The sequence below is a fragment of the Flavobacterium chilense genome, assembly GCF_001602525.1.
Classification (GTDB): domain Bacteria; phylum Bacteroidota; class Bacteroidia; order Flavobacteriales; family Flavobacteriaceae; genus Flavobacterium; species Flavobacterium chilense.
This window is the reverse complement of sequence record NZ_LSYT01000002.1, coordinates 805,873-825,492: the sequence shown is the minus strand read 5'-3', so window position 1 is coordinate 825,492 and position 19,620 is coordinate 805,873. Positions and strand designations below refer to the sequence as shown.

Sequence of the window (19,620 nt, the reverse complement as noted above, 5' to 3'; positions counted from 1 at the left end):
CTTAATAAGAAAGAAAACATCGTGTCTTAGCGCCTTAGTGGCAAAAAAACACAAGAAAATAAAAAAACTTTGTGCCTTCGCGCCTTAGTGGCAAAAAAATAGCGTCTTAACTATGCTCAAGCAATTTTTAAATTTAAAATTATCTCAAAAATTATCTCCACAGCAAATACAGCTGATGAAGTTAATTCAATTGCCTACGCAAGCTTTTGAACAACGTTTATTAGAAGAAATGAACGAAAATCCGGCTTTGGAAGCCGGGAAAGAAGATGAATACGAAGCGGATGAATTCGCGAATGAAGATTATGACGATTATGATGATGCGGAATCTGACAGAATCGAAGCAGACGATATTAACATTGACGAATATCTAAGCGACGACGATACTCCTGATTATAAAACTCAGGTGAACAATTACAGTGATGACGAAGAACGCGAAACGCCTTTTGCTTCGCCAATTAGTTTTCATCAGGATTTAATCAATCAGCTGAATACTTTTATTCTGAACGATGAAGAACGCGAAATTGCAGAATTTCTTGTTGGAAGTATTGATGATATGGGGTATATCCGCAGAAGTGTTCCGGATATTGTAGACGATATGGCTTTTACTCAGGGTATTTATACGGATGAGAAAATGGTCGAAAAAATGCTTCAGGTAATACACGAGCTTGAACCTTCAGGAGTTGGAGCACGTGATTTGCAGGAATGTTTATTGTTGCAATTAAAACACAAAACACCAACTGAATATGTTGATTTAGCCATTGACATTATCGAGAATCAGTTTGATGCTTTTACTAAAAAACATTACGACAAATTGCTTCAGAAATACGGTGTTTCGAATGAACAGCTTAAAAAAGCAATTCACGAAATCGAAAGGCTAAACCCAAAACCGGGCGGATCTTTTACCGGAAACAATAAAGTAACTGAAAATGTGGTTCCCGATTTTGCAATCAGAATTGTGGATGGCGAACTGGAACTGACCTTAAACGGACGAAATGCTCCTTCTCTGCATGTTTCTAAAGATTATCAGGAAATGATGCAGACGTATAAAGATTCCCGTGATAAATCGTCGGCTCAAAAAGATGCCGTTCAGTTTATCAAACAAAAACTGGATTCGGCTAAATGGTTTATTGATGCCATCAGACAACGTCAGGAAACTCTTTTTGTAACCATGAATGCGATTATGCATTATCAGGAAGAATTTTTCCTGGATGGCGATGAAACGAAGCTAAAACCAATGATCTTAAAAGACATTGCAGATATGGTTGGTTTAGATATTTCGACAATTTCACGTGTGGCCAACAGTAAATATGTTGAAACTCCATACGGAACCAAACTAATCAAAGAATTTTTCTCTGAAGCGATGAAAAACGATCAGGGCGAAGATGTTTCGACTTTAGAAATCAAGAAGATTCTTAAAAATACGATTGAAGAAGAAGATAAAAAGAAACCTTTACCAGACGATCAACTGGCTGAAATTTTAAAAGAAAAAGGATATCCAATTGCAAGAAGAACAATTGCAAAATACCGTGAACAACTTGATATTCCGGTGGCGAGAATGAGAAAGAAGATTTAGTTTTTCTTTTTATAAACCATATAAGGAACATAAGTTCATTTAAAAAAACAGACCCGACAAGTTTTTGATTTGTCGGGTCTGTTTTTTTTTGTCATTAAACTGAACCGAAGTCCAGTTCCAGAAAAAATGAACAAGAGTCGTAAAATCTATCCGTTTTGTGATTTTTTATAAGTACCCGGCATAACGTCAAAGTGTTTTTTAAACGTTTGGGCAAAATGACTTATATTACTATAGCCTAACAATGAAGCAGCATCAGTAACATTACAGCCTTCATCTAAAAGTTCTTTTGCTCTGTCCATTTTTTTACGCATAAAATATTCTCCATAATTTTCCCTGAACAAAGTCTGAAACATGGTTGCAAACTTGGATGTGCTCATGAAACATGCAGCTGCAGCTTTAGAAATCGTCAATACATAGGTAAGGTTTTGTTCCTGCGTTTCTTTGAACTCTATAATACGCATGGCATCAGGCGAAACAGAGTTTTCCTTATCGGCATATTCCTCTCTGAGGTTGTTAAAAAATAAAGCGATCAACTGACAGGCATATCCTTCAAGAAGCTGTTTCAGATTAACTCTGCTGGTATCTAACTCCAATATTTCGTTTACCAGCTCATCACTTTTGCTATCGAAATTAGCAACAGCATGCATGGGTAAAGCATTGGCAAACTCTTTAAATCTGGTAAGCTCCAACGGTATGGGTTCTGTAATGTTTTTTATACCCCAGCTTCTATGCGCAAAAAGCTGTACATACCGTATAGCTGCATTTTTAGGCAACAAAACAGAAGAATTGAAAGCATGAGAACTAAGTACTACCGACTTTACAAGATTATCAAGAACATTAATCGCCTTACCATCACTCTGTGTTACTTTATTAGCATGTTCACTAATATCAAAAATAAGTCCGTAGTAGTCGTTTCCCTGCAATTGCTTTTTTTGCAACAGCACATCATCCATAAGCATTACATCCACACATAACATCCCTAAGTTCTCGCTCAATTCGTAATATTCATACCTTCCCTTCGCCACGGATGGCGGAAATGTGAGCTTATTGTCCTTAACTGATACTTTCATCCCGATACTTTTACTGAAAGCATTGGCAAAATCGATCAGCCACTGGCTTGAAGTATTAAAATAATATTCGACTTCTATCATAATATTCGACTTAGTATACCTATTATTTATATTATGATAAAGAATATTTCAATGCCTTTTTACAACATTGCGATAGGTCTTTGGAGACACTCTGAAATATTCTTTAAACACCCGTGTAAAATGGCTTTGGTTTATAAAACCTACAGATCTTGCAGCATCAACAATCTCCCAGTTTTTCTTTAGCAATTGGGCTGCCTTATCCATTCTTAAGTCCTGAAAAAACTGCAAATAACTTTTAGCATACATCGCCTTAAACAAAGCTGCAAATTTTGAAAGGCTCATGTTACAGCTTTTAGCCAGCTCCTCTAATTTAGGAAGCGGCAGCTCCAGATGTTCTTCTATCTTTTTTCTGGCTTCGATAATACGTACCACATTCTGGTATTTTAATACTGTTCCGGGTTGCGAATGCCCCGCCTGTTTTTCTAATGCGAGGGCAATTAAACGTTTGGCATATCCTTTATAAAAAAGTTTTACCAGAAAAGCAGGCGGTTCACTTGTTATAATTTCCTGTGCCAACAATACAATCTCCAGATCTAAATCAAGGGTAAATTGTAAAGGAGCATCTTCTAATAACTCTTTTTGATACGGTATCTGATTTTGTTCTCCTTTAAGCTGATATTTATTAATGACCCATTCCCGCGTTAACAATAACACGACCATTTTGATGGGAGTATTTGCCGGAGCGACCCACGTCAATCCTGTTTCACTGGTACTATATAATATTTTTTTTTGCCAGCTTTCTCCTTTAACCAGTTTTTCTTCTCCATCTTTATTGACCATAAAAGAAAAAGCAGAAAGATTAAAACTCATGGCATGAAAGTAATTGATTTCGGCAGGAAGGCGAATAAAATTTACATCTTCAGAAAAAACACAATCCAAAATCACTACTCCAAGTCCGGTATCTACATCATAACAGGCTAAAGTTCCTTTTCCTATAGATTCAGGAAAAACAAGCCTATTGTTTTTTACGGTTACTTTTTGAGAAGACACTGCATTAAAACCCGCTGCCATATCATTGAGATAGCTGCTGCATGTGGTTAAATTATACTTTACGTTTAACATAAATAAAAGTTATATTCGCTCATGACCTTGCATGAACTCTTTTGTTTGAGTAACAAGAAACTGCATAAAGGCAGTAAGAATAAGGACCCCTGAAAAAATTTGATTACCATCTTTCCTTAAGGAATGAGACAGACACAAACAAACGTAAACAACAGACAACTAAGTATTTGAATATAAAATTACAAAAAAAATATTTGAACTTGCTACACAGTTTTATTCTAATACATATACAAGATATTTTCTATAACATAAATCATGAACAGCTAAATTGGTATATTAAAACCATTTATTTTTATGCGTTGCCAATGTTTATTTTTTGCATCAAATAATAAAAATATGTACTTAGAACAATTTAAAATATCTTTAATTTTAATCATTCAGATAAATTATTTCCGAACCATCTACATGAAAAACTCCTGAAAGAGAGGGATAAGCCCTGCCATCCGAACCTGCCGGTGGGCTGAGTGTTGAAGCCGATCCAAATGTCGCCTGGTAAGCAGCAGGATCAGCCGGGTATCCTGCATCATTTTTTCCGGTTATCTGAAATGTATAAGTTGCTCCTTTAATAACCCTGAACCTTGTACCCAGCCAAAGACACTCCCTCATACCCACAACAGTACCGCTTCCGGATACCCCAATAGCAGCTGGGCTTGCTGCCGTTGTTACGGCACTACCTGCAATAGGAGCTCCATTCTCCAGAGGCTGAAGTGTAATAGAAATATTGCCATATTGATAATTATTCACAGGATTAGCCATAAAATAACCGCCAAAAATAATCATGCTTACATCGAGTGTACCATTTGCAGGGGCAGTGTACGACATACCATCGAAATATGAATAAGGAGCAGAAGTACCAAGATTAACCGAAAGAGTACCCTTTGCCGCTTTCCAAAAAAAAGTGCGTTGAAAAGCCGGCATCACCCAGTTGGCATTGCCCGAAGTATCGCCTGCAGTTAACAGGCTTCCTGCCTGAGCAGCATTTCCATCTATGCCTTTTGCTATTGAGCTTGTGGTCGTTGCTAATTTATTGGCATTGTTGATATTATTGTTTGCCATATTTAGTGTTTGTATAGCCGTGTGATTGCCCAGGTTGTCAGCTTTAGTGCCAGTTGTCCCTGCAACAAGTCGTTGCCACTTGGCACCATCCCAATAATAATAACCTGTACCGCTCCCTCCTGTAACACTTGCATTGGTATTGTAAACCAATAAACTTGTAGCGGGTGAACCGGTAACTATAGGGCTACCAGTGGTTATATCGCTTAAACTAACCTGCGGAATTAATAATCCTTTTTGTGTAGCACCTTCTCTCAAATCTAATACTGCTGAAGGAGACGGATTATTACCCGTCATTCCTATCTGAGCAAAAATACTGTTGTTCCAAAATACCAACAGCAACAAAAAAGCGGTTATAATAGGTAATTTTTTCATTTTTTATTTTTTTGATGTTGTTTTCCACAGGTCAAAACTTGCAAAACCAGTGTTTATTTTCTATCAATATATCTTATTAATTTGCCATAAAGGTGCCCATCATATAAGAAACAAGAGGGGTACCTCCATAGTCTGTAAAACTTCCGGCTATACTAGTACCTCCAACATTATTGTACTTATACAAATTAGCAGTTTCTATAGTAAAGGTGTAAGAAGTTCCTGCAGTAACAGGAAATTGTGTAAAAATAACCAGACCAACAGGATTTTTACCCGAATTGGAGGTGGCACTTTGTGAACTCCCGTGTATTTCACCATAAGTTACTACTGAACCTCTTGGGTCAGCAATGGGTATGCCGCCAGTGCTTGCCGTAAAGCGCACCCCTGATTGAAACATTGCCGTAGCTATCCCTGGACTAGTTATATCACTCATAGCAATAAAAACGGTTGCTTTTATGATGACATAACCATTTTTAGATGGTATATACGCTAAACCGGATAACCCCGGTACAGTTATCCAGCTATTCAAGGTGCTAGTGGAGATAGAACTCCCGGTACTCTTTAGTACAAATAAACCGCTTGCATTTGCTTCTATCTCGGGTAATGGTTTCCATACTATATTCCCCTGTGTATCGGCTGCAGTGGCCACATTACCGGGCTGAGGCGCTGCACTATCAGTTCCCAAAGCAATGGCTTCCGTTTGTGTAGAAGTTTTGTTAGCCGCATTAATGTCAAAACCAGACATGTTCAAATTCATGGTGGCAGTATGATTTCCTAAATTATCACCTGTCAAATCCTCCATATTAGTCAGTTTCTTCCATGTGTTACTTTCCCAGTAATAATATCCTTTTCCTCCTGTTATGGCAGCATTGGTGTTATATACCAGTAAACTTGTAGCCGGCGTAGTTGCAATAGGTAATGTGCTTGTTAAACTCACCAGACTCACTTGTGGTATTAGCAGTCCTTTATTGGCAATAGCCCCGCCAGATGTAGATTTTCGCAAATCCAGAATTGCCGTTTTGTCCGGCGAATTATTTGTTGCACCTACCTGTGCCAAAGCTTTGTTCCCTAACAACCATACAGGAAAGAGAACATATATCATAATTTTTTTCATTTTTACTGTTTTGTCTTGTTAACTCAAATTAATTAAACTGACCTGGCAAGGGTGCGAGTCCTAACAGCGTTCCCATAATATAAGAATTCACTACTCCTCCGCCTGCTGTAGTAATACTGCCTATTGAAACCGGCGAAACAAATCCCCCTGCTTCATTTTTATTACCAAGCTGACTACTTGTTCTAATGGTGTAAGTTGTTCCTTTAATTACAGGAATCAATAATTGCAGTACCATTTTTGCCGGAAACTTATTTGTTGCAAAAGAAGCGAGTTTACCATTGGTATACATCTCATCTACCAGTGTAGCGTTATTATAAACAGCCAACCTGCCAAAACAATCAGCCGCAGCATTTGTCTGAGCAGGAAGACCTTCTATCTGACCATAAAATATAGCCTCCAACATTAATGTTCCGGATCCCGTAGCGGTATAGGTAAAATTGTCAAGATTAGGAATTGGAGCGAATGCAGGAAACGTGGTTGTAAAAGTCGCCGCACCAGTACTCTCCTTGTAAAAAGCAATCGTGTCTTTTGCCACCGAATAAGGTGCAGGTCTCCAGACAACATTGCCTTGTGTATCTATAGAAGTAGCCACATAACCCGCTTTCGGTAATAATCCGTCAGTGCCTTGTGCTATAGATTCTGTTTGGGTCGATGTTTTATTAATGTTCTGGATATCGTTATTGGTCATATGTAAGATGTCGGTTGCTTTATGGTTTCCCAAATTATCCAAAGCACTAATGTTGTTTGGTATCAACAGACGACACCATTTGGCTCCGTCCCAGTAATAAAATCCCTCTCCGCCTGGCTGACCATTTAGGGCTGGCAAAGCGGTATTACTATTATATACCATCAGTCCGGTTTCAGGTGCGTTATTTACTATCGGAGCAGGATTATCAAGTGCGACCAGATTTACGTTAGAAAGCAGAAAGCCTTTATTATTCATTCCCGTCATATCTAATGCTGCAGATTTATGCGGATTATTGATGACCAGTCCAACTTGTGCATAGATTACTTTACAACTTAACAACAAACAAACCAATATGGTTTTAATCTTATTATTCATATAAATATTGTTTAATGCTTTGTGCTGTGAAGATGAATTTTCTAAAAAGCACATGGGCAGTATTTTACTATTGCTTTTTCGGGGACAAAATTACTTTGGTAACCCAAAAAAGCAGCAGCAGTATTTATTTAAAAAATGTTCTGTTTTTGTAATTTTTACAGATTTACACAATAGCAGTAATATCAAACTTTTAACCTGCTCAAACACAGAAAACAGCCATTAGTTAGCAAACAGACCATGAAAAAAAGTACAAATACAATAATTAATTGTTCTAAAAACGTAAAACTAAACTGCTGTCAAAATAAAAACAAGTACTCCAAACCAGGTTTCAAAAATCAGGTTCAACCTTGATAAACTTGTTTTGGTAAATCGTAAAAACAAAAAACCCGACAGAATTTTACAATCTGTCGGGTTTCTTGTTATGGGATATTTTCTAATTATTTATACTGATCCGGTAATATTTTTATTGGAAACAAAAATGCTTTCTTTTTGTCGCTATAACTATAAATCAATGTATAATCATTGTCTCTAAAAACTTTAAGTCCGGGATTTGCCTTAGCGGTACTTATCAGGCTTTTTTCGATTTCTTCCTGTATTACACTTACCTCTGCCTTTTCTTTTGCTACATTTAGTAATGTCAGGTTGTACTGAACAACTCTTTCTTTGGGTAAACTTACACTGTCTAAACGAATTCCTTCCTGAATAATCAGCGGGCAGTTTTTATTATATTTTGCTACTAATTCTGTTGCCTCAGTATTAACTTCATCAACATTTTCAGAAAGATAAAACTGAAAAAAAACGGCTAATGCCAACGCAACTCCAATTACAATGAACAGTAAGAGATTCTGTTTTCTTTTATTTTCTTTATCCTGCATCCTTTATAAAAAATTGAATTTAAAATCTATTTTTCCTGATTTTTCTTCATTGCCTTAAAATACGCTGCACGGCTAAGTGGCTCATATTCTTCGGTTTCACCAAGCATTACTAATTTGTCATTATCTGTTTTACGGAAACTGTAGTTTGCCAGATTTCCTGTTCTGGTGCAAACCGCATGTACCTTGGTAACATATTCTGCTGTTGCCATAAGTGCCGGCATTGGTCCAAACGGATTTCCTTTAAAATCCATATCAAGTCCCGCTACTATCACACGAATTCCCTGATTGGCAAGATCATTACAAACGGTAACAATTTCATCATCAAAAAACTGTGCCTCATCAATCCCGATCACATCGCAACCTTGTGCTAATATCAAAATATTAGCGGCAGCAGGAACCGGAGTTGAACGAATTTCGTTGGCATCATGAGACACCACCATTTCGTCATGATAACGGGTATCAATAGCGGGTTTAAAAATTTCGACTCTTTGTTTGGCAAATTGGGCGCGTTTTAATCTGCGGATTAACTCCTCGGTTTTACCCGAAAACATTGATCCACAAATAACTTCAATCCAACCAAATTGTTCTTTGTGATTTACTGTATTTTCGAGAAACATTTTGTATTTTTCTACCTTTAAAAATGAATAGTTTTTATTACTTTGTACTGGTAATAAATCAACGTAAAAAACTGCTGTTTTTACGGTTTTTCAAAAGTAGAAAATTTTTATCAAATCGGAGATTCGCAAATGCTTATTAACAGAAATAAAAAAATATCTTTTAGATTTCTACCGGGAATAAAGACATTCAAATACAAAATATACTAAAATACCCTATTCACTATAATTTCAAAAGTTATGAAAAAAAAATTGGAAGCCGATTTAATCAGCATTGCACATCGAATTTTAAAGCTTAAAAACAAATCCGATATCAATCAATTGTATCTTGAAACTCAGAAATTATATGAGAAACTGGCGATTTTAAAATTTGTAGAGGAAAACTTCGACACCTTAAAACCTACAATTGGTCAAAACGAAATTAACGCTGAAATTGAATCTATTTTTGATAAAGAAGAGATCATTCCTGCAGAAGTTAAGACCGATGCCCCAATTGTGATTGAAGAAACTCCGGCTGAAATAACCGCTACACCGGAAATTATGGAAGAAGTAAAAGCAGAAGAAGTTATCGAAGAAATCGTTGCTGAAGTTCCCGAAGAAGTAATTCCGGAACCGGTTATCGAAACGATTCCGGAACCAGTAGCTGAAATTGCTGTGGAACCAGTTATCGAAAAATTCGAAGAACCTGTTTTTGAACCTAAAACAGAAACTACTGAGGAACTTTCTTTTACAACCGTAAATGATTTAAAACCAATTCCGGATTTCAAACCCGCTTTTGAATTGGAGCCACTGGAAGAAAATGAACCGGAAAAAGAAGAACCAAAAGCAGAAACTTCATCAAAACCAGGTCCTGTTACAATTTCATTTGAAGATTTTGGAATCAATTATGCAGATGCTCAGTTTGTAAAAGTAGACAGTTTCGAAAATGTGACTCCTACTCCGTCGATTCCTGAATTTAAAGAGAAAAAAGCAATTGTTGAAACGGCTATTTTAGAAACTCCGGCAGAAACAAAGCCAATTACACTAAACGAAAAACTGGCAAAAGGTTTTCATATTGATCTTAATGACCGAATTGCTTTTACCAAAAATCTTTTCGGCAACAGTTCTGAAGATTATAGTCGTGTTTTAAATCAGCTTTTGACTTTTGACACCTATGGCGAAGCTCAGGAATTTATCGAAAATATGGTAAAACCAGATTACAATAACTGGGAAGGAAAAGACGATTATGCAGAGCGTTTCTTAGGAATTATAGAAAAGAAATTTTCATAAAAAGTAAAACACGAATTTCACAGATTTACACTAATTCGTTTTTGTGAAATTATAAGCACTTTAATCATTCGTGTTAATTTGTGCAATCTCTGTTTAAATATTTAAAATTAATTATGTCTAAATTATATATCGTTCCAACGCCAATTGGCAATCTCGAAGACATGACTTTTCGGGCCATTCGGGTTCTTAAAGAAGTTGACCTGATCCTGGCCGAAGACACCAGAACGAGTGGAAAATTGTTGAAGCATTTTGAAATTGGCACACACATGCACAGCCATCACATGCACAACGAACACAAAACAACCGAGAATTTAATTGCACGTTTGAAAGCCGGCGAAACCATTGCCTTAATTTCTGACGCAGGAACTCCGGCAATCTCAGATCCCGGTTTTTTATTGACGCGCGCTTGTGTCGAAAATAAAATCGAAGTGGAATGTTTGCCCGGCGCAACTGCCTTCGTTCCCGCTTTAGTCAACAGCGGACTACCAAATGACAAGTTTGTTTTTGAAGGTTTCCTGCCTGATAAAAAAGGACGTCAGACTCGTTTTTTGGTTTTAGCCGAAGAAACAAGAACCATGATTTTATACGTTTCTCCGCATAAACTCGTTAAGACTTTAGCTGAATTTGTACAATATTTTGGAGAAGACCGACAAGTTTGTGTTTCAAGAGAATTATCAAAATTACACGAAGAAAATGTTCGTGGAACCGCAAAAGAAGTTTTAGCCCATTTTGAAAAAACAGCTCCACGCGGCGAAATTGTCGTAGTCGTTGCGGGAAAAACAATAGAAAAAGAAGCCAAGAAAAGTAAGTATTCTAAGGACGAAGAAGAATAACAGCCTGTTAGTTCAAAATACCATTTTGTCACATCGAGCGGAGTCGAGATGCAGCAATTGGTTCTCGACTCCGCTCGAACTGACAGTAAGATAATTTTAAAGACATTAATAAAAGCATATCATGAGCATTCAAACCTTTTTAGAAAAAGTAAAACAAACTCCAACACAAATCACATTTCCTGAAACAATTGCCGTAATCGAAGAAAATTACAACTTTACACCAACCACTTTTCAAAACGGAACACAACATAATGCAGCCGGAGAAAACTCTGGTTCCTGCAAATTATTTTCTTTCGCAAAATTGCAAAACTTAAGCAAAGAAGAAACTTTAGCTTGTTTTGGCGCTTTTTATTTTGAAGAAGTTTTAGGAGATCCAAACGGAACAAACCACCAAAACATTAGAAATTTCATCAACTTAGGCTGGGACGGAATTCAGTTTGAAGGGAATGCTTTAGAACAAAAATAATTTTATTTAAAATTTCGATTAACAATTTTTGACTTCAGATCTGAAAATCGAATGATTTAAGATCCTCTATAGCAAATCAAAAATCGTTAATCAACAATCAAAAATCTAAAATCAACTCATGCGTTGGACTATAAAAACAAAACCTTCTGAAGATAAAATCAAACATCTGGCACAAGCCTTAAATGTAGAAGATTTTGTAGCAACGCTCTTGATTCAGCGTGGTATTGAAACTTTTGATGAGGCAAAAAACTTCTTTCGCCCGTCATTAGAACATCTTCATGATCCTTATCTTATGAAAGATATGGACAAAGCGGTTGCCCGAATTGAACTGGCGATTGAAAATCAGGAAAACATTCTGGTTTTTGGCGATTATGATGTTGACGGAACAACGGCTGTTTCTTTGGTTTCGGCATATTTAAAATCACATTATCCTAATATTGCCACTTACATTCCGGATCGTTATCTCGAAGGTTACGGCATTTCGTTTAAAGGAATTGACTTTGCCGATGACAACGGTTTTTCTTTAATTATCGCTTTAGACTGCGGAATTAAATCGATCGACCATATTGCTTACGCGAAAGAAAAAAACATTGATTTTATTATTTGCGACCACCACAGACCGGGAGAATTTCTACCGGAAGCGGTTGCGATTTTAGATCCAAAAAGAGAAGATTGCTTATATCCTTATGATGAATTGTGCGGTTGCGGTGTTGGTTTTAAATTAATTCAGGCTCTGGGAAAAAACTGGGGCGAAACGATTCAGGACCTGATTCCGTATCTGGATTTGGTTGCTACGGCCATTGCGGCTGATATTGTACCCATAACCGGCGAGAACAGAGTCTTGGCTTATTTTGGATTACAGGTCATAAACAGTAATCCAAGACCGGGAATCAAAGCGCTGGTACATCAGGTAAAAAAGAAAACACTGGATATTACAGATGTTGTTTTTATCGTTTCTCCAAGAATCAATGCTGCGGGACGAATTAAACATGGCAATCATGCTGTTGAATTGCTGACGGAATTTAATTTTGAACAAGCACAACAGTTTGCATCTGAAATCGAACAATACAATTCTGACCGAAAAGATCTCGACAAACAAATTACCAAAGAAGCTTTTCAGCAAATTATATCCAATAACGAACAAGATCGCTTTTCGACAGTTGTTTTTCAGGAAGACTGGCACAAAGGCGTTATCGGGATTGTGGCTTCAAGACTTATCGAAACCTATTACCGCCCAACTTTGGTTTTTACTAAAAGCGGTGATAAATATGCAGCTTCAGCAAGATCTGTAAAAGGATTCGATGTTTATAATGCACTTGATGCCTGCTCGGAACATCTCGAACAATTTGGAGGACATATGTATGCAGCCGGAATGACGCTAAAAGCCGAAAATTACAACGCTTTTAAGGAAGCGTTTGAAAAACAGGTTGAAACAACCATTTTACCCGAAATGCGTACACCGGAAATTGAGGTTGATGCCGAAATTTGCTTCTCTGATATCACGCCAAAACTCATTCGGATTTTAAAACAATTTGAGCCTTTCGGACCTTTAAATATGACACCTGTTTTTATGACCAAAGATGCCAGGGACACAGGTTATGCTAAAACTTTAGGCGGAGAAGATGAGCATTTGAGGCTTTTTGTAAAACAAAATAACTCAGACGGAATTGCTGCAATAGGTTTTGGTCTTGGAAAAAAAATAAATATTGTAAAAAATCAAAATCCTTTTCAGCTGGCATATTCCCTGGCTGAAAACGAGTGGAACGGAAATATTTCAACGCAGCTTATGCTGAAAGACATCAGAACAAATGACAGATAAATCAACCAAGCCAGATCCGTATCAGGCACTTCGTTATAGAGAATTCAATGTATATTTATTACTGCGTTTTTGCATGGTTTTTGCCTGGGCAATGCAGTTTATCGTGATCGAATGGGAAGTTTATAGTTTAACTAAAAACCCCCTTTCGTTAGGAATTATTGGTTTGATGGAAGTTATTCCGGCAGTAGGAATGGCATTATTTGCAGGACATATTGTTGACAAAAGTGAAAAGAAAGGATTATTGGTAAAATGTATTCTGGGATTTTCTGTAATTAGTTTTGGATTGTTTTTATTGACTTGGCCAAAAGTTGTTGGTGATTTATCTCAAACTGTTGTTTTATATTCCATTTACGCTTTAGTCTTTTTGGGTGGATTAGTCAGAGCTTTTCTTGGACCAACTACTTTCTCTCTTCAATCGCTTATTATTCCTAAAAAAGTATACCCAAATGCTTCTACCTGGAGCAGTTCAGTTTGGCAGATCGGAGCGGTAATGGGACCGGCACTAGCTGGATTTTCCATTAACTGGATTGGCGTTCACTGGTCAATGTGCATGGTTTTCGGATTCTCCATTCTTGCGCTAATTGCCTTATCACAAATCAGCAAAAAACCAATCGTAAATCCAAAAATTGGAGAATCGTTAAAAGATAGTTTGACTGAAGGTTTAACTTTTGTATTTAAAAACCAAGTTGTTTTAGGCGCATTATCGCTTGACATGATTGCAGTACTTTTTGGAGGCGCCGTTGCCTTATTGCCTGTTTTTGCTCAGGACATCTTAAAAGTTGGTTCAGAAGGATTTGGAATATTAAGAGCCGCTCCTGCCGTTGGATCTTTTATTACCATGCTCGTTTCAGCTTACGTGCCTTTATATAAAAATGCTGGGAAGAAACTTTTGGTTGCCATATTTGTTTTCGGATTATCGATCATTTTATTTGGTCTTTCAACTTATTTCTGGCTTTCTGTTTTCGCTTTATTTTTAAGCGGATTGGCTGACGGAATTTCTGTAGTTATCCGTCAAACGATTTTACAACTTAAAACTCCAGACCATATGCGCGGACGCGTTGGAGCTGTAAATTCAATTTTCGTTGGATCTTCTAATGAATTAGGTGCTTTTGAAAGCGGTGCGACTGCAAAATTGATGGGAGCTGTAACGTCTGTTGTTTTTGGAGGAAGTGTGACGCTTTTGACCGTTGTAGTAACAGCATTAAAATCGCCTACTTTTAGGAATTTAGACCTTCACAGAGATATGGAAGATCATCAAAAATTAGAATAAATGAAATCAGCTTTTCTTGCTTTATTTTTGATAATATCCCTTTTCGTAAATGGGCAAAATCTCTATATCAAAACGTATGGAAACGAGAAGAACAAACCAATTATCTTTATTCACGGAGGTCCAAGCGGAAACTCAACTTTGTTTGAAGGTACCACAGCTCAAAAATTAGCTGATTCAGGTTTTTATGTCATTACTTATGACCGAAGAGGCGAAGGAAGATCTGCAGATCCTGACGCAAAATTTACTTATGCAGAAGCTTTTCAGGATTTAAATACTATTTACAAAAAATACAATTTAAAGAAAGCCGTACTTCTTGCTCATAGTTTTGGTGGTTTGGTTGCAACACTTTATACAGAGAAATACCCTCAGAATGTTAGTGCACTGGTATTAGCAGGTGCTTTGTTTTCTCAGCAGGAAACATACAATCACATTCTCGATTCGGTCAGGAAAATATACACTAAAAAGAATGATTTAGTCATGCTCGACAAAGTTACTCTTATAGAAAATCTTAATAAAAACTCTGCAGCATATCGAAAAGAATGTTTTGAACTTGCCGGAGAAAATAATTTCTTTAAAATACCAAACCCAACAGAAGAATCAAAAAAGCTATACGCAGATTATGATTCAGGTATTTTTTACAAAACCAATATCCGAAACAAAAATGCCCCGTTGCTTTTTTATCAAAACGAAACGCAAAATAACATAGATACCCGATCAGCTTTAAAAAAGATAAAATCTAAAGGTGTTTCTATTTATGCCATTTACGGAAAGGAAGATGGTATTTTTTCAAACGACCAGATCAACTCGATTAAGATTTTAGCAGGTCAAACTCACTTTGCGCTTTTAGATAATTGTTCGCATTACCTTTTTGCAGACCAGCAAAAACAGTTTCTGGCTTATATGAAAAAATGGCTTCATTGAAATTCTAAATCCTATAAGTGATATAAGTAAATTTAAATCACTGCATATCTCATGACTAAATGAACTTATATCATTGACCTGATATTCTATCTTTTTCAAAATTTTTAAGACTTTTTTATTTAGAATTAATATAAATAATATTTATATTTGTGAAATAAAAGGATCTGTAATGAGAGAAATAGAACAGTTATATCACAACAACTTCGGAATTGCTTTTTACTGGAAAAAGGAAAATGAAACTATAACAGATAAGGTACAATTGGTTTTTAAGGAAACCGGTTTCTATTTTACGATTCAGGAGCTTAATCATTTTTGTGATTTAATAGAAGACAGCATGATCGAAAATGCGTGTTGTGAAGCTTGCGAATTACAAAATTCATGTCATAAATTTTTACTGAAAACACCTTGCGCCGCTATTGATTTAGCAGTTTCTATAAAAGAACTAAAATCGATTAAAGACTTAGTTGAAGGTTCATTATTCAGAATTGAACTTGATGAATATGTTTACGGAGTTGGCTTAAACTAAGAAACATTCTAAATATTTTAACAACATATTTTCATTATTGAAATATATTTTGGTTTTACACAAAAAAAAGTATATTTACAGCAATGAAAAAAACACGCATTCTTTTTGCTGTTGTTGTTTTGATCGCTTTTCTCAGCAGTTGTAAAAACGAATCTGACAATTACATTGATCCACGCGGAACTGATTATGCAGGTTCTCAAAGCTGTATTCAATGTCATCAGGCACAATCTGAATCGGCTTTTCACAGTTCTCATTTCAAAGCCACTTCTCCCGCCACCAAAGAAAATATTTTAGGTCATTTTACAAATGGTCAGAATACTTTTGTTTATGATAAAGCCACCAAACTCGTTATGGAAGAACGTAACGACAGTTTATATCAGGTGCTTTACAAAAACGGAAAAGAAGTTGAAAGACATCCGTTTGAAGTACTTTTTGGGACTAAACATGCCCAAACAAGCGCTTTTTGGAGGAATCATTATACTTACGAATTACCTGTTTCGTATTATAAATCATTAAATAGCTGGGCAACCAGTCCGGGCTATTCGGCATCAAAAGTAAATTTTGAAAGAAAAATTGAAAAAGAATGTTATGGCTGTCATAGTTCTAATATTGCCAGCAGATATATTACAACCAGTTCAGACAGTATTAATTTTCTAAATCAGGAAGTAGAGGATTTTATGAATCCGAAAACGTTGGTTTACGGAATCGACTGCGAACGTTGTCATGGTCCTGCCAAACAACACGTTCAGAAGCATTTGAAATTTCCTGATTTAAAAATAGCACAAAATATTACTTCCTTTAAAAACCTCAACAGACAGCAAAAACTGGATGCCTGTGCAATTTGCCATTCCGGAAATGATAAATTAAAAATAAAATCACGTTTTCAATTTAAACCGGGAGATAATTTACTTGATTATTTTAGAGGAGTTCCGGGATCAAATGACAGCATTCATTATGATGTTCACGGAAATCAGTTAGGATTATTATCTCAAAGTAAATGTTTCAAAAAAAGCACCACAATGGATTGCATGACTTGTCATAATCCGCATGCCAATGCTTCTCAAAATCTTGCTGGCTATTCTAAAATATGCATGAGTTGTCATCAGGGCATTCAGCATAATGCTACAACCTTAAAAACAATGTCCGGAAGTCTATTGGCCAATAATTGTGTAGCATGCCATATGCCAAAACAAATGTCAAATGCCATCACTTTTCAGCTTTCAGGCAGTAAACAAAAATCAAATTACATTTTGAGAACGCATAAAATTGGAATTTACGCTAACAATAAAAAGTAATTATTGTTCGAATTTTTGAAGTTCAAAAGTTTCTCCGTCAAAAACACCGTAAGTAAAATAGCCAATCCAGTCACCCAGATTTACATAATTAGCATCTTCTCCAACAGGAATAATCATCGGTAAATGACGATGCCCAAAAATAAAGTAATTGTAATGTTTGGTTTCTAGTTTACGTTTGGCATACAAAACCAGCCATTCGTTTTCTTCACCTAAAAACTTCACATCTTCATCGCCTGAAATCAATTTGTTTTTAACCGATAAATATTGCGCCAGACTTACGCCGACATCAGGGTGCAGCCAACGGAAAAGCCATTTTGAAAACGGATTTGTAAATACCTTTTTCATTCGTTTATAACCTTTATCTCCGGGGCCTTTTCCGTCACCGTGTCCAATTAAAAACGTTTTTCCGTTAAAAGTAAATTCCTTATTATCATGATATACCGGAATATTCAGTTCGGTTTCAAAATAATCGTTCATCCACAAATCATGGTTCCCTACAAAAAAATAAATCGGGATTCCGCTATCTCTGATTTCTGCCAGTTTTCCTAATACACGTACAAAACCCTTTGGTACTACTGTTTTGTATTCAAACCAAAAATCGAACAAATCTCCCAATAGAAAAATAGCTTCGGCATCTTGTTTTACAACATCTAACCAGGCCACAAATTTCTGTTCGCGAGGCAAACTCAATTCAGGAGTTGGTGCACCAAAATGCTGATCAGAAGCAAAATATACTTTTTTCATTTAGATTATTAGATTGTTGGACTTCTTAGATTACTAGATTTCTTAGATTTTTAGATATTAAGATAAAAACTTTTGACTTTCGACTTTCGACTTTCGACTTTTGACTTTCGACTTTTGACTTTCGACTTTCGACTTTTTACAAATTATCAGACGCGTACCATTCGGCAAACGAAGATTCTGTTTCCTGAAGTTTAAGAGAGAATAGAGAAATTTCTTTAGGCAAACGTGCTCTGATTCTATCAGCAAAATCAACTACCATATTTTCGCTGGTAGGCTGATAATCGACTAAAATTACATGATGACCACGGTTTTTTAATTCATTTGCCAATTCGATATGTGGTGTTGTTTCGTTAAAAACTGTAGCATGATCAAACTGATCGACGATTTCTTCTTTTACAATTTTCTTCAGATCAGAAAAATCGATTACCATTCCGAATTTCACATTCGATCGGTCTGTGATTGGTGAACCAATAACTGTTACCGATAATTTATAACTGTGCCCGTGAACGTTTTTGCATTTTCCGTCGTAACCGTATAAAGCATGCCCGGTTTCGAAACTAAATTGTTTTGTAATTCTGATATTACTCATCGATTTGAATTTTAGGTTGCAAATTTACAAATTAATAACCGTTTTCATTTCTTTTTTTAGCTTTGTTATACATCCAGTATGCAATTCCGATCAAAACTATGAACGGAATAAACGATCCAATGACCACTCCAATCTGATAACCGCTATCAGGAGCATTTTTAATTTTCTCTGCAACATCTACTTGCTGAAGAAATAAAGCAATATTCATTTTCTTATTTTTTAAATTGTCTTAAGGCATTTCTGGAAAAATCAGACAGGACTAATTTTCCGGTAATTGCTGCACGCTCTATCAGTAACGATTCCCAATGTTCAGTTCCTTCCCAGATAATTTTCTTCATTTCGAATAACGCTTCCGGATTATAGGAACTTAATTTTTGTGCAAAATCTACAACAGCTTCATCCAGTTTGTCTGCCTGATGAAGTGCAGAAAAAAGTTTGTTTTCTAAAGCCCATTCTGCCGGTTTCCATTCGTGTGCTGCCAAAGTCATTTCGGCCATTGCAGCTTTTCCTATTTTACGGGAAACAGCCGGTTCAATCACAAACGGACCAATACCAATGGCTAGTTCAGATAATTTTACGGCACTTTCCGGTGTAGCCAAAACATAATCGCAGGCTGCAATAATACCAACTCCTCCTCCAACAGCTTTGCCCTGAACACGACCAATAATTAGTTTAGAACAATTGCGCATGGCATTAATCAAATGGGCAAAACCGGAAAAAAATTCTGCTCCCTGTTTTTCATTTTCTACCTGCAAAAGCTCATCAAACGAAGCACCGGAACAAAAAACTTTAGCGCCTTCGCTTTGCAAAACAATAACAGAGACTGTTTCATTAAGACTTAAAGAATTGATTTCGGCAGTTAGACGATTTAACAATTCACGCGGAAAAGAATTACTCGCAGGATGACCAAATTGAACCGTTGCGACATTATGATTAAAAATAGTCTGTAAAGAACCTTTCTGATTTTCTGAACTCATAAAAAAATAGATTTGATTGTAAAGTTACGTTTTT

20 protein-coding genes are annotated in these 19,620 nt (G+C 36.3%); 9 read left to right on the top strand and 11 right to left on the bottom strand.

What is annotated here, in order from left to right; all coding sequences use genetic code 11:
- Nucleotides 1–112 precede the first annotated feature (112 nt).
- A complete protein-coding gene (gene rpoN / locus A4F88_RS08755) occupies nucleotides 113–1,573 on the top strand; it encodes an RNA polymerase factor sigma-54 (protein ID WP_068842187.1) in 1,461 nt (486 codons plus the stop codon).
- A 146-nt stretch (nucleotides 1,574–1,719) separates the two neighbouring features.
- On the opposite strand, the gene A4F88_RS08750 is transcribed toward rpoN, so the two are convergent.
- The 7 genes from A4F88_RS08750 to A4F88_RS08720 form a co-directional block, all read right to left on the bottom strand.
- Nucleotides 1,720–2,724 carry a helix-turn-helix domain-containing protein gene (locus A4F88_RS08750; RefSeq protein WP_068842185.1) on the bottom strand — a complete coding sequence of 335 codons (1,005 nt, stop codon included), beginning with the start codon at nucleotides 2,722–2,724 and terminating at the stop codon, nucleotides 1,720–1,722.
- Nucleotides 2,725–2,772: 48 nt separating this feature from the next.
- A complete protein-coding gene (locus A4F88_RS08745; protein ID WP_082815726.1) occupies nucleotides 2,773–3,786 on the bottom strand; it encodes a helix-turn-helix transcriptional regulator in 1,014 nt (337 codons plus the stop codon).
- Nucleotides 3,787–4,155: 369 nt separating this feature from the next.
- Complete coding sequence (locus A4F88_RS08740) at nucleotides 4,156–5,214, bottom strand: hypothetical protein (RefSeq protein WP_068842181.1); 1,059 nt, start codon at nucleotides 5,212–5,214, stop codon at nucleotides 4,156–4,158.
- A gap of 76 nt (nucleotides 5,215–5,290) precedes the next feature.
- Entirely contained in the window at nucleotides 5,291–6,325 is a 1,035-nt protein-coding gene (locus A4F88_RS08735; protein WP_068842179.1) for a hypothetical protein, read from the bottom strand.
- Between the two features lie 28 nt (nucleotides 6,326–6,353).
- Nucleotides 6,354–7,388, bottom strand: a complete 1,035-nt coding sequence (locus A4F88_RS08730; protein ID WP_143155017.1) for a hypothetical protein — start codon at nucleotides 7,386–7,388, stop codon at nucleotides 6,354–6,356.
- 437 nt (nucleotides 7,389–7,825) lie between these two features.
- Complete coding sequence (locus tag A4F88_RS08725) at nucleotides 7,826–8,263, bottom strand: hypothetical protein (RefSeq protein WP_068842175.1); 438 nt, start codon at nucleotides 8,261–8,263, stop codon at nucleotides 7,826–7,828.
- 26 nt (nucleotides 8,264–8,289) lie between these two features.
- Nucleotides 8,290–8,880, bottom strand: a complete 591-nt coding sequence (locus A4F88_RS08720) for a thymidine kinase (RefSeq protein ID WP_068842174.1) — start codon at nucleotides 8,878–8,880, stop codon at nucleotides 8,290–8,292.
- Between the two features lie 237 nt (nucleotides 8,881–9,117).
- On the opposite strand from A4F88_RS08720, the gene A4F88_RS08715 reads away from it, so the two are divergent.
- From A4F88_RS08715 to A4F88_RS08680, 8 genes are all read left to right on the top strand, one after another.
- Entirely contained in the window at nucleotides 9,118–10,146 is a 1,029-nt protein-coding gene (locus A4F88_RS08715) for a hypothetical protein (RefSeq protein ID WP_068842173.1), read from the top strand.
- Nucleotides 10,147–10,259: 113 nt separating this feature from the next.
- Entirely contained in the window at nucleotides 10,260–10,979 is a 720-nt protein-coding gene (rsmI, locus tag A4F88_RS08710; protein ID WP_068842172.1) for a 16S rRNA (cytidine(1402)-2'-O)-methyltransferase, read from the top strand.
- 121 nt (nucleotides 10,980–11,100) lie between these two features.
- Complete coding sequence (locus tag A4F88_RS08705) at nucleotides 11,101–11,445, top strand: HopJ type III effector protein (protein ID WP_068842171.1); 345 nt, start codon at nucleotides 11,101–11,103, stop codon at nucleotides 11,443–11,445.
- Nucleotides 11,446–11,563: 118 nt separating this feature from the next.
- On the top strand, nucleotides 11,564–13,264 hold the full coding sequence (gene recJ / locus A4F88_RS08700; protein WP_068842170.1) for a single-stranded-DNA-specific exonuclease RecJ: 1,701 nt from the start codon (nucleotides 11,564–11,566) through the stop codon (nucleotides 13,262–13,264).
- The gene (locus A4F88_RS08695) at nucleotides 13,254–14,534 is read left to right on the top strand and encodes an MFS transporter (protein WP_068842169.1); all 1,281 of its coding nucleotides are present in this window, start codon (nucleotides 13,254–13,256) and stop codon (nucleotides 14,532–14,534) included. The genes recJ and A4F88_RS08695 overlap by 11 nt, the downstream gene beginning before the upstream one ends.
- Nucleotides 14,535–15,455: an alpha/beta hydrolase gene (locus A4F88_RS08690; RefSeq protein WP_068842168.1), complete on the top strand. Its 921-nt coding sequence runs from the start codon at nucleotides 14,535–14,537 to the stop codon at nucleotides 15,453–15,455.
- A 169-nt stretch (nucleotides 15,456–15,624) separates the two neighbouring features.
- A complete protein-coding gene (locus tag A4F88_RS08685) occupies nucleotides 15,625–15,981 on the top strand; it encodes a hypothetical protein (protein WP_068842167.1) in 357 nt (118 codons plus the stop codon).
- Between the two features lie 83 nt (nucleotides 15,982–16,064).
- Nucleotides 16,065–17,276 carry a cytochrome c3 family protein gene (locus A4F88_RS08680; protein WP_068842166.1) on the top strand — a complete coding sequence of 404 codons (1,212 nt, stop codon included), beginning with the start codon at nucleotides 16,065–16,067 and terminating at the stop codon, nucleotides 17,274–17,276.
- On the opposite strand, the gene A4F88_RS08675 is transcribed toward A4F88_RS08680, so the two are convergent.
- The 4 genes from A4F88_RS08675 to A4F88_RS08665 all read right to left on the bottom strand — a co-directional run bounded on the left by A4F88_RS08675 (nucleotide 17,277) and on the right by A4F88_RS08665 (nucleotide 19,586).
- On the bottom strand, nucleotides 17,277–18,020 hold the full coding sequence (locus tag A4F88_RS08675) for a UDP-2,3-diacylglucosamine diphosphatase (protein ID WP_068842165.1): 744 nt from the start codon (nucleotides 18,018–18,020) through the stop codon (nucleotides 17,277–17,279). It abuts the gene before it with no gap.
- A gap of 136 nt (nucleotides 18,021–18,156) precedes the next feature.
- Nucleotides 18,157–18,609 (bottom strand): 6-pyruvoyl trahydropterin synthase family protein, encoded by a 453-nt coding sequence (locus A4F88_RS08670; protein ID WP_068842164.1) that lies wholly within the window; start codon nucleotides 18,607–18,609, stop codon nucleotides 18,157–18,159.
- Nucleotides 18,610–18,640: 31 nt separating this feature from the next.
- Nucleotides 18,641–18,817 carry a hypothetical protein gene (locus A4F88_RS25620; RefSeq protein ID WP_167349259.1) on the bottom strand — a complete coding sequence of 59 codons (177 nt, stop codon included), beginning with the start codon at nucleotides 18,815–18,817 and terminating at the stop codon, nucleotides 18,641–18,643.
- A 4-nt stretch (nucleotides 18,818–18,821) separates the two neighbouring features.
- Nucleotides 18,822–19,586, bottom strand: coding sequence for an enoyl-CoA hydratase/isomerase family protein (locus A4F88_RS08665; RefSeq protein WP_068842163.1), 765 nt, complete (start codon nucleotides 19,584–19,586; stop codon nucleotides 18,822–18,824).
- Nucleotides 19,587–19,620: the final 34 nt, after the last annotated feature.